General features: G+C 69.8%; 14 protein-coding genes. 2 read left to right on the top strand and 12 right to left on the bottom strand.

The annotated features are described in order from the left end of the window. Positions 1–6: 6 nt before the first annotated feature. The 3 genes from KLK06_RS15830 to uvrA all read right to left on the bottom strand — a co-directional run bounded on the left by KLK06_RS15830 (position 7) and on the right by uvrA (position 4,291). Entirely contained in the window at positions 7–459 is a 453-nt protein-coding gene (locus KLK06_RS15830) for a Rieske (2Fe-2S) protein (RefSeq protein WP_214636238.1), read from the bottom strand. Between the two features lie 104 nt (positions 460–563). Continuing rightward, positions 564–992 carry a Rieske (2Fe-2S) protein gene (locus KLK06_RS15825; RefSeq protein WP_250905532.1) on the bottom strand — a complete coding sequence of 143 codons (429 nt, stop codon included), beginning with the start codon at positions 990–992 and terminating at the stop codon, positions 564–566. 458 nt (positions 993–1,450) lie between these two features. Further along, entirely contained in the window at positions 1,451–4,291 is a 2,841-nt protein-coding gene (gene uvrA / locus KLK06_RS15820) for an excinuclease ABC subunit UvrA (RefSeq protein WP_214636237.1), read from the bottom strand. 218 nt (positions 4,292–4,509) lie between these two features. On the opposite strand from uvrA, the gene KLK06_RS15815 reads away from it, so the two are divergent. Beyond that, positions 4,510–5,277: a maleylpyruvate isomerase family mycothiol-dependent enzyme gene (locus KLK06_RS15815; protein WP_214636236.1), complete on the top strand. Its 768-nt coding sequence runs from the start codon at positions 4,510–4,512 to the stop codon at positions 5,275–5,277. Continuing rightward, a complete protein-coding gene (locus tag KLK06_RS15810; protein ID WP_214636235.1) occupies positions 5,274–5,930 on the top strand; it encodes an MBL fold metallo-hydrolase in 657 nt (218 codons plus the stop codon). Before KLK06_RS15815 ends, KLK06_RS15810 begins: the two co-directional genes overlap by 4 nt. An 18-nt stretch (positions 5,931–5,948) precedes the next feature. Here KLK06_RS15810 and KLK06_RS15805 read toward each other — a convergent pair whose 3' ends face one another. From KLK06_RS15805 to steA, 9 genes are all read right to left on the bottom strand, one after another. Further along, complete coding sequence (locus KLK06_RS15805; RefSeq protein WP_214636234.1) at positions 5,949–6,221, bottom strand: hypothetical protein; 273 nt, start codon at positions 6,219–6,221, stop codon at positions 5,949–5,951. 37 nt (positions 6,222–6,258) lie between these two features. Then, the gene (gene pssA / locus KLK06_RS15800) at positions 6,259–7,080 is read right to left on the bottom strand and encodes a CDP-diacylglycerol--serine O-phosphatidyltransferase (protein WP_214636233.1); all 822 of its coding nucleotides are present in this window, start codon (positions 7,078–7,080) and stop codon (positions 6,259–6,261) included. Beyond that, positions 7,067–7,708, bottom strand: a complete 642-nt coding sequence (locus KLK06_RS15795; protein WP_214636232.1) for a phosphatidylserine decarboxylase — start codon at positions 7,706–7,708, stop codon at positions 7,067–7,069. The genes pssA and KLK06_RS15795 overlap by 14 nt, the downstream gene beginning before the upstream one ends. A 104-nt stretch (positions 7,709–7,812) precedes the next feature. After that, a complete protein-coding gene (locus KLK06_RS15790; protein WP_214636231.1) occupies positions 7,813–8,793 on the bottom strand; it encodes a TerC family protein in 981 nt (326 codons plus the stop codon). A gap of 194 nt (positions 8,794–8,987) precedes the next feature. Next, entirely contained in the window at positions 8,988–10,199 is a 1,212-nt protein-coding gene (locus KLK06_RS15785; protein WP_214636230.1) for a glycosyltransferase, read from the bottom strand. 9 nt (positions 10,200–10,208) lie between these two features. After that, on the bottom strand, positions 10,209–11,831 hold the full coding sequence (murJ, locus tag KLK06_RS15780) for a murein biosynthesis integral membrane protein MurJ (RefSeq protein WP_214636229.1): 1,623 nt from the start codon (positions 11,829–11,831) through the stop codon (positions 10,209–10,211). Positions 11,832–11,911: 80 nt separating this feature from the next. Then, the gene (locus KLK06_RS15775) at positions 11,912–12,775 is read right to left on the bottom strand and encodes a hypothetical protein (protein WP_214636228.1); all 864 of its coding nucleotides are present in this window, start codon (positions 12,773–12,775) and stop codon (positions 11,912–11,914) included. Position 12,776: 1 nt separating this feature from the next. Beyond that, positions 12,777–13,751, bottom strand: a complete 975-nt coding sequence (locus KLK06_RS15770; RefSeq protein WP_214636227.1) for a copper transporter — start codon at positions 13,749–13,751, stop codon at positions 12,777–12,779. Beyond that, complete coding sequence (gene steA, locus KLK06_RS15765; protein WP_214636226.1) at positions 13,748–14,944, bottom strand: putative cytokinetic ring protein SteA; 1,197 nt, start codon at positions 14,942–14,944, stop codon at positions 13,748–13,750. Before steA ends, KLK06_RS15770 begins: the two co-directional genes overlap by 4 nt. Between the last annotated feature and the right edge of the window lie 58 nt (positions 14,945–15,002).

Raw genomic sequence — 15,002 nt, 5'->3', positions numbered from 1 at the left:
GACTCGCTACGCGAGCGTGATCTTCCCCCCGCTGACCTTGATCTTCTTCTCCTCCAGCGGCTCGGAAGCCGGCCCACCTGCGACGGAGCCGTCCGAGATCTTGAACTTGCTCCCGTGGCACGGGCAATTGATGGTGCCGTCAGCGACCTCGTCGACCGTGCACCCCTGATGGGTGCAGACCGCCGTGAACGCCTTGAACTCCCCCTCCGTCGGCTGGGTGACGACCACCTTCTGGCTCTCGAAGACCTTCCCGCCCCCGCTGGGGATGTCGCCGGTGTCGGCGAGCGCCTTGGCGGCGGTCTTCTTCTTCTTCGGAGCCGCGGACGACGGTTCGTCGGCCGCCGGTGCCTCGCTCGCTTGAGTCGCGGGTGAGCCGTAGCTCGCGCAAGCGGTCATCACCACTGCGAGCCCGGCGCCTCCGGCTCCAAGCACCACCGCCCGGCGCGTCGTTTCGGTCATGCTGCGTCCTCCCAGGTCTAGTTCTCTCTTTAGGTACGGCCAGCGCCCTCGCGCCGGTTCAGCGTGCCGTACGCCAATCCCGGAAACCACGCAGAATTACCAGTTCAGACGACCACGACGCCGTCGCCCTCGACCTTGACCCGATAGACCGCCAGCGGCGCGGTCGCGGGCCCCTGGAGCGTCTTGCCACTGTCGGCGGCGAACTCGCTGCCATGACACCCGCACGTCATGACGTTCTTTTCGGGCGCGCCAACGACGCACCCTTTGTGCGGGCAGACCGCGCTGAACGCCTTGAAGACGCCCTTCTCCGGCTGGGTGACCACGATCTTGTACTCCTGTACGACGATGCCGCCGCCGACGGGCACGTCCGCGGTCTTGGCGAGCACCTTCCCCTTGATCCCGGCCACCGGCTCCGCCTTGGCACCGCCACCGCATCCCGCGACCGCGAGCCCGCACGCCGCCAACCCGGCCGCTCCCAGCGCCGCGCGACGCCCGATTTCAGGCATGGCGATGCCCGGCTCCGTAATCCCCATGGTGCCGACCCTTCCCCGTGGCCACTGACCTCCTGCAGGCCAGGCCGCTATCGTCGGGTCAACTTTATTGCCGACCCCCCTCGGTCCCCCGCCCGGGTCATCCCCACAGGCCCGAGCGGCGACGCACTCCGCCCACCCTCGCCCGCGCCCCACAACGTCCCCTCAGGGACCCACGCCACCCGACGTGAACCGTCTCCCCGGATCATCCCGCGGCCCCGAACGGCCGCGCTCCCGGACACCCAGTGACCAGCCACACCACACGACGCCCCTCAAGGACCCGCGGCCACCCGATGCCGCCGCCAGGACCCGCCGGCCCGCACGACTGTTCAACGCCACAGCACCCGGCCCCCCCGCCCCCGGAGACGGACAGGTCCGAGAGGTGGCGTCCGTGCGATGCCCGGGGTCCGGAAAGTGCGCGGTTCTGTACGGCGGACACCCGCCGCACAGAACCCCGTCCCTCAGAGCGAAAGGATCTTACGCAGGAAGCGCCCCGTGTGACTCTCATCCACCAGCGCCACCTCCTCCGGTGTGCCCGTGGCAACCAGCATGCCGCCCCGCGACCCACCCTCAGGCCCCATGTCGATCACCCAGTCGGCCGTCTTGATGACGTCCAGGTTGTGCTCGATGACGATCACCGTGTTGCCGCCGTCGACCAGGCGCCCGAGCACGCCGAGCAGCCGCCGGATGTCCTCGAAGTGCAACCCGGTCGTCGGCTCGTCGAGCACGTAGATCGTCCGCCCCGTCTGCCGCCGCTGCAGCTCGGAGGCGAGCTTGACGCGCTGCGCCTCGCCACCGGACAGCGTGGTCGCCGGCTGGCCGAGCCGCACGTAGCCGAGGCCGACGTCGTTGAGCGTCTGCAGGTGCCGCTTGATCGCCGGGATGGCCTCGAAGAAGCCGAGCGCCTCCTCGATCGGCATGTCGAGCACCTCGGAGATCGTCTTGCCCTTGTAGTGGACCTCCAGCGTCTCCCGGTTGTAGCGGGCGCCGTGGCACACCTCGCACGGGACGTACACGTCGGGCAGGAAGTTCATCTCGATCTTGATGGTGCCGTCGCCCGCGCACGCCTCGCAGCGACCGCCCTTGACGTTGAAGCTGAAGCGTCCCGGCTGGTAGCCGCGGACCTTCGCCTCGGCGGTGGCCGCGAACAGCTTGCGTACGTGGTCGAACACGCCGGTGTAGGTGGCCGGGTTGGAGCGCGGGGTGCGCCCGATCGGCGACTGGTCGACGTGGACGACCTTGTCGACCTGGTCCATGCCGTTGATCCGGGAGTGACGCCCCGGCACCGTGCGGGCGCCGTTGAGCTCCTTGGCCAGCGCGTTGTAGAGGATGTCGTTGACCAGGGTCGACTTGCCGGACCCCGACACACCGGTGACCGCGGTGAACACGCCGAGCGGGAACTCGATGTCGACGCCCTTGAGGTTGTGCTCGCGCGCGCCCTTCACGGTGATCTGCCGCTTCTTGTCGCGCTTGCGGCGCTTGGCGGGGATCGGGATGCTCCGGCGCCCGGACAGGTATTGGCCGGTCATCGACTCTTCGCTGGCCAGCAGCTCCTGGACGGTGCCGGACACGACAACCTGGCCGCCGTGCTCGCCCGCGCCCGGGCCGATGTCGACCACCCAGTCGGCGGCGGCGATCGTGTCCTCGTCGTGCTCGACGACGATCAGCGTGTTGCCCATGTCGCGCAGCCTGATCAGCGTGTCGAGCAGCCGCATGTTGTCGCGCTGGTGCAGGCCGATCGACGGCTCGTCGAGGACGTACAGGACGCCGACCAGGCCGGAGCCGATCTGCGTGGCCAGCCGGATGCGCTGTGCCTCGCCGCCCGCCAGGGTGGCGGCGGCGCGGTCCATGGTCAGGTAGTCGAGGCCGACGTCGAGCAGGAAGCCCATGCGGGCGTTGATCTCCTTGACCACCCGCTCGGCGATCTGCATGTCACGGTCGGACAGCTTGAGCTCGGCGAGGAACTCCGCGCACTCGCCGATCGACATGGACGACACGTCGGCGATCGACCTGTCCGCGACCGTGACGGCCAGCGTGACCGGCTTGAGCCGGGCGCCCTTGCAGGCCGGGCAGGGGATCTCCCGCATGTAGCCCTCGAACCGCTCGCGGGTCGAGTCGCTCTCCGCTTCGACGTGCCTGCGCTGGACCCACGGGATGACGCCCTCGTAGGTCGTGTAGTAGGAGCGCTGCCTGCCGTAGCGGTTGCTGTAGCGGACGTGCACCTGCTCGTCGTGGCCGAACAGCAGGGACTTCTGTGCGGCCTTGGGCAGCTTCTCCCAGGGCGTGTCGAGGGTGAAGCCCATGGTGTGACCGAGCGCCTCGACCAGCCTGACGAAGTATTCGCTGGTGTGGCCGCCGGACCACGGGTGGAGCGCGCCGTCCCGCAGCGTGCGCTCCGGATCGGGTACGACCAGGTCGGGGTCGACCTCCATCTTGGTGCCGAGCCCCGTGCACTCGGGGCAGGCGCCGAAGGGCGAGTTGAAGGAGAACGAGCGGGGCTCCAGCTCCTCGAACGACAGGTCGTCGTAGGGGCAGTAGAGGTGCTCGGAGTAGAAGCGCTCCCGGTTGGGGTCGTCTTCGGGCAGGTCCACGAACTCCAGCGTGATCGTGCCGCCGGACAGCTGCAGCGCGGTCTCGACCGAGTCGGTGAGCCGCCGGCGCGACGACTCCTTCACCGACAGCCGGTCGACGATGACCTCGATGTCGTGCTTCTCCTGCTTTTTCAGCGTGGGGGGCTCTTCCAGCCGTACGACGATGCCGTCGACCCGGGCGCGGGCGAAGCCCTTGGTCTGCAGTTCGCGGAAGAGCTCGGCGTATTCGCCCTTGCGGCCCCTGACGACCGGGGCCAGCACCTGGAAGCGGGTGCCCTCCTCGAAGTCCATCACGCGGTCGACGATCTGCTCCGGCATCTGCCTGGCGATCGGCCGCGCGCACACCGGGCAGTGGGGCTTGCCGATGCGCGCCCACAGCAGCCTCAGGTAGTCGTAGACCTCGGTGATCGTGCCGACGGTCGAGCGGGGGTTCTTGCTGGTGGCCTTCTGGTCGATCGACACCGCGGGAGACAGGCCCTCGATGAAGTCGACGTCGGGCTTGTCCATCTGGCCGAGGAACTGGCGGGCGTAGGCCGACAACGACTCGACGTAGCGCCGCTGACCCTCAGCGAAGATCGTGTCGAAGGCCAGGCTCGACTTGCCCGAGCCGGACAGGCCGGTGAAAACGATCAGAGAGTCTCGCGGTAGGTCCAGCGAGACGTCTTTGAGGTTGTGTTCTCGTGCACCACGCACGATCAGGCGGTCTGCCACGGCGATCCCGGATGTCGAAAGGCGGATAGGTCCACGGGGGATGGTAGACGGGGGCTCCGACAATTTCGGCGGCCCGCAGTCCGAACCCCGAAAATCCGTCGCTACCAGGTTACGGCCTACTCCCACCCCTACAGGAGGCCTTTAGCGCTCAACCGCATGACCTGCGATTTTATGCCCCGAGGACCTTCCCGCACCCCCCAAATGATGAAATATCCGGCATGACCGTTCTGCTGGCGCTCCAGGCCGAGCTGGCCGCGGCGACCGACCGTTTCCTGGCCACGGCGGCGTCCCTTACCGACGACGACGTCGCCGCGCCCTCGCGCCTTCCAGGCTGGTCCAGAGGCCACGTGCTCTCCCACATGGCGGGGAACGCCGACAGCCACATCAACCTGCTGACCTGGGCCAGGACCGGCATCGAGACACCGCAGTACCCGACCACCGAGGCCAGGGCGACGGGGATCGAGGCGGGCGCGGGCCGTACCGCCGCCGAGCACGTGGCCGAGCTGGCGGCCGGCACCGCCCGGCTGGCCGCCGCGATCCGCGACCTGCCGGCGGCGGCCTGGCAGGCGACCGTCGCGGCCATGCGCCCGCCGCCGCACCCCGCCTGGTACATCCTCGTACGGCGGCTGCGCGAGGTCGAAGTGCATCACGTGGACCTCGGCGCGGGGTACGGCCCGGCGGACTGGCCGGAGCCGTTCGTCCAGCGGGAACTCCACGACTGCCTGCGGACCTGGCCGCACGCCCAGAGCACGGTCAGCGAGATCAGCCTGCGCGGCGGGCGGACGTGGCGCGGCCTGGGCTCCGGCCCCGCGGTCGAGGGCGGCGCGGCCGACGTCCTGGCATGGCTCATCGGGAGATCCGATGGCGAGGGGGTTAGGGTGGTGACGGTGGGGCGGCTGTCCATGCCGGTTCCCGTGGCGCCACCTTGGATGACGATGCCCGCCCCCGCTGATCTGCCCGCGACGCCCCCGAAGGACTATCCATGACCTATACAGGTGACGTCCAGGTCGGCGGTCCCGCCGACGTACGCGAGCTCCCGAAGCTGTCGATCTGGAAGCTGGCAGTCGGGCGGTTCGACAACAACGCCTACCTGCTGCGCTGCACCGAGACCGGCGACGCGGTGCTGATCGACGCCGCGGCGGAGGCCGACCGGCTGCTCGCGCTCATCTCCGACCAGCCGATCAGCGCGATCGTCACGACTCACCAGCACGGCGACCACTGGCAGGCGCTGGAGCAGGTGGTCAAGGTGACGGGCGCCCAGGTGATCGCGCATCCGCTCGACGCGCCCGCGCTGCCGGTCCCGGTGGACCGCACGGTCGAGCACGGTGACACGATCGCGGTCGGCGTGGTCGACCTCGAAGTGATCCACCTGCGCGGTCACACGCCGGGCTCGATCGCCCTGCTGTACGACGGCGGCGAAGGGGAGACACACCTGTTCACCGGCGACTCGCTCTTCCCTGGCGGGGTGGGCAACACCCAGAAGGACCCGGAGCGCTTCGCCCAGCTCTACGACGACGTCGTCGAGCAGATCTTCAACCGGCTGCCCGACGGCACGTGGGTCTATCCGGGCCACGGCAAGGACACCACGCTCGGCGCCGAGCGCCCCTCGCTCCCGGAATGGCAGTCCAGAGGCTGGTAACAGCCGAGCTGCCCGCGGTCAGCGGTTCGCCAGGACCCTGGCGATCCGCTGGGCCGCCAGAGCGGGGTCGTCGGCCAAGCCCACGACCTCGCCCCACGACCAGCGATAGAACCACCCTTCCGGCAGCGGCACGCAGTCGACGGTCTCGGCCAGCATCGCGGTGTCGGGGTCGCTGACCCGCAGCGTGGGCGGGTAGGCACGCAGCGTGGTGGTCAGCCCGTGCAGCTCCAGCTCCCTGGCCAGCTTCGCGAGGAAGTACGTTCGCGTGTGCTCGCGTGGCGTGGCCGACATGGCTCCATCACCATCCGATGACGGCGGACGTATCCGCTCAGCTGCCGATGCGCTCGGCTTCCTTGCGCTGCTCACGCTTGTAGAACAGCACCCGCAGGGGGATCGCCGCCACGAGCGCGATCTGCATTGTGGCGCCGATCTTGATGGGCAGGTCGCCACCCTCGGGCCAGGCCACCCAGAAGGTCAGGAAGGCCACATTGATCATGATCCATCCGAGCACCACCGCGGCGAGCTGCCCCTTGGGCTTGGGGTACTCGATCCGGCTCACCATCAGCCAGGCCACGCCGAGCACCGCGAGCAACGAGTAGACGCTCGGCTGGAACAGCATGACGATCGAGATGACGGTCATGGCGCCCATGGGAATGGGCAGGCCCATGAAGTCGCCGCTCTTGGTCTTGACGCAGGCGAACCGCGCCAGCCGTACGACACCGGCGACCAGCACCGCCGCGGCGGCGGCCACCACCGCGGCGAACGGCACCTTGTCCGTGAAACCACCCCAGATCACGACCATGAACGCGGGCGCGAAACCGAAGCTGATCACGTCGGCGAGGTTGTCGAGCTCGGCGCCCATGGCGGAGGCGCGGAAGCGCCGCGCGACCAGGCCGTCGAACAGGTCACAGGTGGCACCGATGAGCAGCAGCACCACGGCGGTCGCGAAGTAGCTGGGCGCGGGTGTGAAGTCGCCGCCGGCCTTGAGCGACTGGATGGCCGATGAGGCCAGGACGCACACCGCGAGGAACCCGCAGATGGCGTTGCCCAGCGAGAGCGAGTCAGCCGCGGACAGGCGGAACGCCTTGCCGACGGGTCCTCGAGGTTCTTCGTCTTCCGCCTGCCAGCTACCGGCATCAGCCGCGGTCAATTCTGGTCACCCCCGCAACCGTCTTCTCGCCCACGGAAACCGCGGGAGAGATCCCTTCGGGAAGGTAGATGTCGACCCGCGAACCGAACCTGATGAGCCCGATCCGCTCGGTCTGCGAGACCTTGGCCCCGGCGCTCAGGTATGGCACGATCCGGCGCGCCACGGCGCCCGCGATCTGCACCATCTCGACGTCGCCGAGCGCCGTCTCGAAATGCCACACCACGCGTTCGTTCTGGTCGCTGTCCTTGTTGAAAGCCGGCAGGAACCCACCCGCCACATGCTGCACGGAGGTGACATTTCCCGCAAGGGGGGCTCTGTTGACATGGACGTTCAGCGGGTTCATGAAGATCGCGACGCGGGTGCGTCCGTCGGCCCGCGGGTCGATGCTCTGTACGACGCCGTCGGCCGGTGACAGGATCCGCCCGTCACCTGGTGTGCGGTCGGGGTCGCGGAAGAACCAGAGCATGGCACCGGTGAGGGCGCCCAGCGGCACGGCCGCCAACGCCCATCGACGGTCCCGGCGCGTCAGCAGCGCGGAAGTGACCGCGGCGGCCACCGTTGGGAAGAGCCACGGGGACACCCCGCGCGCGAGCCGCACGCGGCCCGTCTTGGCAGAATCGTCTGACACGTACAACCTTCGATGGTGACTGGACTGGGCGCTTTGCCGTGATGTTACAGAGTCAGCAACTATTACACGGCGCAACTTCTCAAGCAAAGCGCCTCGAAAGCCATTTAGCTAGCCCTGCTGGTTTCCTCGCCCTTGCGCGCATCGACACGGGCCTTGATCAGGCTGGCCGCGGTAGTGATGACCATGGTGGCGCCGATGACCGAGAGCGACACCCAGATGGGGATTTCGGGCGCCCAGGAGACCTCGCTGGCGTGCAGTGCCTCCAATATCAGCTTAACCCCGATGAAGCCCAGTATGAACGCAAGTCCATAGCTGATGTAGACCAGCCGCTGAAGCAGGCCACCCAGCAGGAAGTAGAGCTGACGTAGTCCCATCAGCGCGAACGCGTTGGCCGCGAAGACGATGAACGGGTCCTTGGTGAGCCCGAAGATGGCTGGAATCGAGTCGAGCGCGAACAACAGGTCGGTGCTGCCGATGGCGATCATCACGATCAGCATCGGGGTGACCATCCGCCGCCCGTCGATCTTGACGGTGACCTTCGACCCGACGTACCCCTCGGTGGTGGGGAACGCCTTGCGCACCCACCTGAGCAGGATGTTCTCGCTGAACTCATCTTCCTCGCCCTTGAGGTGCTGCCGGATCAAATTGATCGCGGTGTAGACGAGGAAAGCACCGAAAACGTAGAACAACCAGCTGAACCGCTCCAGCGCGGCCGCGCCGAGCGCGATGAAGATGCCGCGCATGACCAGCGCCAGCAGGATCCCGACGAGCAGCACCTTGTGCTGGTACGCCCTGGGCACCGCGAACCTGCTCATGATGATGAAGAAGATGAACAGGTTGTCGACGCTCAAGCTGTATTCGGTGATGTAGCCGGCGAAGAACTCCCCCGCTTTGGCACCACCGATCGTGGCCCACAGCACACCGCCGAACACCACCGCGAGCAGGACATAGAACGTGACCCAGTATCCGGCCTGCCGCATCGAGAACTCGCGGGCTTCACCCCGGTCGACGATCCAGAGGTCGATGGCGAGGACGACCAGTAGGCCACCGATGACGGCGATCCAGGCCCAGACGGGTACGATCACGTTCTATTACCTCCGGCATGCAAAATACGACTGCCGGAGGTCTCTCCCGCCCGCCAAGATCGCGGACCGGCAGCCCCGGGGGCCCCGTGGAGCGGGGCTGCACCGTGATGACGAGGCTGCCACGAAGGGATACTCCCCTCCCTAACGCACGCAGTATATGAGAACGCGTAAGTCTCGCCTAATCCTTCATGCGATCATGGCCGTGCGTAAACATTGAGCACGCTTTCGACCGCGTCCTCGGCATCGGGCAACTCGGCCCCCCGCCGCGCCGCCGCCGCGGCCAGCCGCGCCGCCTCGGCACCATCTCCGACCACATCATGTACGGCGGCCCGCAACGCCGCCGCATCCCCGTACGGCACCAGAATCCCCGCCCCGGCGACCAGATCGGGAATCCCGCCCACGGCTGTCGCGATGACCGGCCGCCCGACCATGAGCGCCTCGCTCACGCTCAGCGGCTGGCCCTCCCACCTGCTCGCCCACACCACGACGGTCGCGGCGGCGAGCAGGTCGGGCACGTCATCCCGGTTGCCCAGCAGCACCACGGGTAGCGTCTCGGCCTCGATCCTGCGCCGCAGCTCCCCGAGCAACGGCCCCTCCCCCGCCACCGCGAACAGCGGCGTCTCACCCGGCCAGGGCCCGCGAGCGGCGTCGAGGAGGGTCTCGTAACCCTTCTGCTGAGCCAGCCTGCCGACGGCCAGCACGATCGGCCGCCCCCCGGCCCCCAGCTCGGCCCTGACCTCCTGCGGCGACCGCCGGGCCGCCCGTGGCACGGGCGCGGGCACCACGGCCGGCCGCACGTCCCGCGCCCCCAGCGCCCTCATCCGCTCCCCCAGGTCGGGCGAGACGACCAGCACCTGGTCCGCCCTCCTGGCCACGACCCGTTCGAGCCCGCCATAGACGGCCCCGATCAGCCCTCCGGCGGTGAGCGCGTTGTGCAGCGTCACCACCAGCGGCACCCGCCTCTTCACCCCGAACGGCACCAGCGCCCCCACCCGTGACCGCTCATCCCCTGGCGCCCGCCCCGTCGCACCGGACCGCTCATCCCCTGGCGCCCGTCCCGCTGCGCCGGACCGCTCGTCCATCCGCGTTCGCCCCGTCACCCGGCCCCACAGCCCCAGCCCGGCCAGGGCCCCGGCCCGGAGCCCATGGGCGTGCACCACGTCGGCGTCCTTGGTCATCCGCCTGATCGCGAGCACGGCCCGCAGGTCATTGACCGGATGCGGCCGATCCGACATCGGCACCTCCACGAACCTGGCCCCGGCCCCGCCGAAGGAGAACCGCTCCTCGACACTCCCGGGCCCCAGGACCACCACGCGATGGCCACGCCGCACGAGCCCCTCGACCAGCATCCGGACATGCCGTCCCGTACCACCGGACGTGGTGCCCAGCACGAAAGCCACCCGCACAGCCACTCCTCACTTCCCAGAACCACGTCTGAACGAACCGGCCACCGCCCGAGCCGTCGGCCGATCCACCAACGCCACGACCACGCCACCCGCGACGACCGCCACGAGCGCCGCCAGCACGGTCGCCCCGACATTGGGCCAGATGCCCCGCGCCCCCAGCACCCCCACGACCGCCGCCCCGGCCAGGTAACCCGCACCACCCCCGGCAACCGACGCCAGCACGGCCCGGCCCAGCCCGGCCACCGCGACCCGGCCCCGCGCCCGCACCACAGAGACGAGCAGCAGCGCACCCCCCACCGTCATCCCGACGGTCATGCCCAGCGCCATCCCCCCGATCTTCCATTCACTGGGAAACACCAGCACGAACACGGTCTGCGCCACCATGACGACACCCCACCCGGCCACGGTGCCCGTCGCCGCGGCCCGCCCGCGCCCGGCCGCGTACAGGACGCGGCTCAGATGCGCGATGAGCCCGTAACCGATCAGCCCAGGCGCGAACAACGCGATCGCGTGCGCGAACACCTGCGCGGGCACCTCGCTCTTGAAGCCGAGGAACACCACCGCCCCCGGCTCGGCGACCGCGGCGAGCACCCCGGCGGCCAGCCCCGACACCAGCACCACCGCCCGCGTGGTCCGCGCCGCGAGCGTCGCGAACCCCTCCGCGTCGCCGTCCCCCGCCTGCGCGGACAGCCGCGGAAAAGCGCTGGTGGCAATGGGCACGGCCAGCACCGCGTACGGCACCAGGTAGATCGCCCAGGCGTAGTTGTAGACCGCGATGGCCCCGTTGCCGATCTGCTTGTTGGACAGCACGAGCACCACGACCATGGCGGCCTGCTGGGCGAGCAGCGCGGCGACTCCGGCCAGCGCGAGCCTGCGCACCTGTACGGCCACGCCGTCGGGGAAGCGCAGCGTGGGCCGCCACCGCAACCCGAGCCCGGCGGCCGGGCCGATCACGGTCAGCACCAGGGCCAGCACCCCGAGACTGGTCCCCACGGACAGCGCGAGCTCGGCGGGCCCCGGCACCCGGGCGGGATCGATGATCCCCTCGCTGAGCGGCACGAACAGCAGGTAGCCGACGATGACCACGACACTGGACACCAGCGGGGCGACCGCGGGCCCGGCGAAGCGGTGGTGAGCCTGGAGCACGCCGTACAGGACGACCGCGACGCCGTACAACGGGATCTGGGGGGCGAAGACGACCAGCATGCGGGTGGCGACCGCGGTCACCGCGCCCACGTCGCAGCCGGGCACGTCGTCGCCGAAGAACAGCCCGACGATCGGCCCGGCGAGCACCGCGGTCAGCACACCGAGCGGCACCAGCACCACGACCACCCAGCTCAGCAGCGCCGAACTGATCCACCCGACCCGCTCCCGCGCCGCCCCGCCGCCCGACTCGCGCCCGGCTCCCGCGAGCACCGGGACCACCATCCCGGCGAGCGCGCCGCCGACGACGACCTCGAAGACGATGTTGGGGATCTGGTTGGCCGTGCCGTAGGCGGTCGCCAGGCAGTTGGTGCCCACGGTCTGGGCGAACGCGTACTGCTTGGCGAACCCCGCGACCCGCGCCAGCACGGTGATCGCCCCGATGAGCAGCGCACCACCGGCGACGCCACGGAGGAGCCGCTCCCTCACCACGCCCGCCCCGCCCCGCACCCGATCACGGGAACATCCTGGCAGGCCGCACCGACATTCGCGCAGCGCGTCCCATCAACTCACACGGGGTCGACGGGACGGCGACCGAGCATGTCGAGCCGGTTGAGCACCGGATTGCCGGCGATGACCTTGGTAAAGCTGACCTTCTCCGACGCGGCCGTCAGCGCCGCCACCGTACCGAGCAGCACGAACCGCCCCCGCCGCCCCAGTTTCGTCACCGCGGCCAGCCCGAGCAGCGCGCCCAGCGCGTTGGCGCCGGCGTCCCCGAGCATCGCCCGCTCTCCGAGGTCGTCGGGAAGCAGCGCGGCGGCCGCGCCCAGCGGCACGGCGGTCAGCGCGGCGGTCAGCGGCGCGTCGCGGAAGAGCGACGCCGCCAGCAGCGGCCCGCCCGTGAGCAGGCCCACCTTGATCGCCCGGCCGGGCCGCAGGTCGAAGAGGTTGGCCAGGTTGGCCGTGCCCGCGATGGTCGCCCCGTTGACCAGCGTGTCGACCGGCCCCCGCGAGACGAGCGCCGCCGCGCCCAGCCCGGTGGCCCCGATGCCGAGGATCTTGACCGCCCCGCTGGTCACCTCGCCGCGGCCGAGCGCGGTCAGGTGCCCCTTGAAGCCCTTGGACTTGGTCGTGCCGTAGAGGTCGTCGTAGGCGCCGAGCGCTCCGCTGCCGACCCCGGCCAGCAGCGCCGCCAGGCGTACCCGGGGAGGAAGTCCCGGCGCCAGCGCGGCCGCCACGCCGGAGCCGGCCACGAACGCGGGGCCCTCCAGCAGCGTGATCGGCTCGCCGCGGTGGTTGGTGCGGGTCCAGCGGCCCGGCTCCTTCTCCTCGCCGGCGCGCGGCGCCAGGCGGGTGAAGGCGGTGTAGGCGGCACGGGCGGCGACGGCGCCGATCGCGGCGCCGACGAGGGCGTAGCGGAGGCCACGAGCCATGTCAGCTCCCTGACTGGGTGGGGGACGGGGTCGCGGTCGGTACCGCGGGCTGGAAGGACGCGGCTCCCGTGCCGATGCCGTAGTGGCCGGCGCGGCCGCTCAGCTGCTCGCGGAGCGCGTCGACGATCACGATCCGGCCCGCGGGCATGTCGGGCGTGTCGACGGTCGAGACGCGCTTGGCGATCTCGCCTTCGTCGCGCAGCGCGTTGATCACGCCTCCGGAGGCGGCGGCGGTGGCGGCGGAGCCCGTCAGCACCGAGCCCTTGCCGCCGGCGTCGAGGCCGCTCACGAGCGAGACGAGGGCGTCGGCCTGGGCGTCGGCGTTCTCGCCCTCAAAGGGTTTCTCCGGGGCGAACATCACGGCGAGCGTGGCCCGCTTGCTCGGGTCGCCCTCGACGCTGAGGAACCCGCCCTCCTCGAAGCCGCCGAGGACGGCCCCGGTGGCCGGGTTCGCGGTGCTGGCCTGGGCCGGGTCGGTGGTCATGACGGCGGCGGCGAGCACGGCGCCGGCCTTCTGGTAGGCGGTGGCCGCCGCGGGGAAGGTCATGTCGTCCGGTTTGAGGCTGTTGGCCAGGCCGTCGACCACGCCGCTCTGCTTGGCGTCGACGAACTTCTCGGTCAGGGCGACCCGTCCCGTGATCAGGGCGCCCGCCTGGGCGAGGACCTGCTGCTCGGCTTCGCGGTAGGTGGTGCTGGAGCCCGGTGACTCGATCAGCACGACGTGCTGGCCGGTCAGCTCGCCCGCGACGCGTTGCGGGGTGAGCGCGGTGACGAAGGAGTCGTTGCCCGCCTCCCTGCCGCGCAGCGAGTCGATCTCGGCTCTGAGGCTGGTGTTGTCCTTGGTCATCTGGTCGCTCGTCCGCCTGGCCAGCTCGATGGCGGGCGACTGGAGCAGCGTGGTGCCCATGACGATGCCCACCGCCAGCGCGAGGAAGATCGCGACGATGGAGACGAGGTGATAGCGAAAATCGATCACGAGAAGAGTCCGACCAGCCAGAAGATGAAGGCGTTCCAGAAGTCCTGCACACCGTTCAGCCAGGTCTGGCCGATCGGTGACAGGAAGAGCGCGACGCCCATCGTGATCAACGCGGTGATCACGAGCAGCAGCAGCTGCGGCGTCGAGATGCGGCTGCGGTAGAGCCTGCTCACGCCCTTGGCGTCGATGAGCTTGCTCCCGACCCGCAGCCGGGTGAGGAAGGTGCTGGCCATCCCGGAGCGTCCCTTGTCGAGGAACTCCTCCAGCGTGCCGTGGGTGCCGACCGCCACGATCAGCTCGGCGCCCTTGTCGTCGGCCAGCAGCATCGCGATGTCCTCACTGGTGCCGGTGGACGGGAAGATCACCGCTTCGCGGCCGAGCTGGTGGACCCGTTCGAGGCCGGGCGCCCGGCCGTCGCGGTAGGCGTGCACGACGAGCTCGGCACCGCAGCTCAGCGCCTTGGTGGAGACCGAGTCGAAGTCGCCGACGATCACGTCGGGCAGGTAACCGGCCTCCAGCAGCGCATCGGCGCCGCCGTCGACCCCGACGAGCACGGGGCGGTATTCCCTGATGTACGGGCGCAGGGTGGCGATGTCGTCTTTGTAGTGGTAGCCGCGCACCACGATGAGGACATGCCTGCCCTCCATGGGGGTGCGGATGTCCGGCACGCCGACTCCGTCGATGAGAAGCTTGCCCTCGCCCCGAACGTACTCCATCGTGTTGACGGCGAAAGCCTCGATCTGCACCGCGAGTCCGGCACGGGCCTCGGCCATGGCGGCGTCGACCGCCTCGGGGGTCTGCTCCTCGCCCTTGCCGACCACATCGCCGTCGAGGTAGACGACCCCTTCGTGGAGCCGTACGACGTCACCGTCCTTGACCCGCTCGAACAGGTCCTGGGTGGCGTTGTCGACGAACGGCACCCCGGACTCGATGATGATCTGCGGACCGAGGTTGGGGTAGCGGCCACTGATGCCGGCGGCGACATTGACCACCGCCGACACCCCGCACGCGACAAGAGCCTCCCCGCTGACCCGGTCCACGTCCACGTGATCGATGATCGCTATTTCACCGGGCTGGAGGCGCTTGGTCAGCCTCTTCGTCCGCCGATCGACTCTCGCCACTGCCGTGACACCGGGAAGGTCTGCGACCTTCCTAGCGCGGAGGCCCGGCATCCTGCTCCCCGGTACCTTCATCAAGACCATCCTGCCAGAGTGAAGCAGCGCAGGGGCCACGCACTGCGCGGCGTGTCCG

The organism is Nonomuraea sp. NEAU-A123 (genome assembly GCF_018603905.1).
Lineage (GTDB): Bacteria > Actinomycetota > Actinomycetes > Streptosporangiales > Streptosporangiaceae > Nonomuraea.
This window is presented reverse-complemented; position numbering and strand designations above follow the sequence as displayed.

Coding starts and splice junctions, on each gene's coding strand:
- KLK06_RS15830 (WP_214636238.1), bottom strand. CDS start 459: ATGACCGAAACGACGCGCCGGGCGGTGGTGCTTGGAGCCGGAGGCGCC.
- KLK06_RS15825 (WP_250905532.1), bottom strand. CDS start 992: ATGGGGATTACGGAGCCGGGCATCGCCATGCCTGAAATCGGGCGTCGC.
- KLK06_RS15815 (WP_214636236.1), top strand. CDS start 4,510: ATGACCGTTCTGCTGGCGCTCCAGGCCGAGCTGGCCGCGGCGACCGAC.
- KLK06_RS15810 (WP_214636235.1), top strand. CDS start 5,274: ATGACCTATACAGGTGACGTCCAGGTCGGCGGTCCCGCCGACGTACGC.
- KLK06_RS15805 (WP_214636234.1), bottom strand. CDS start 6,221: ATGTCGGCCACGCCACGCGAGCACACGCGAACGTACTTCCTCGCGAAG.
- KLK06_RS15775 (WP_214636228.1), bottom strand. CDS start 12,775: ATGGCTCGTGGCCTCCGCTACGCCCTCGTCGGCGCCGCGATCGGCGCC.
- steA (WP_214636226.1), bottom strand. CDS start 14,944: ATGAAGGTACCGGGGAGCAGGATGCCGGGCCTCCGCGCTAGGAAGGTC.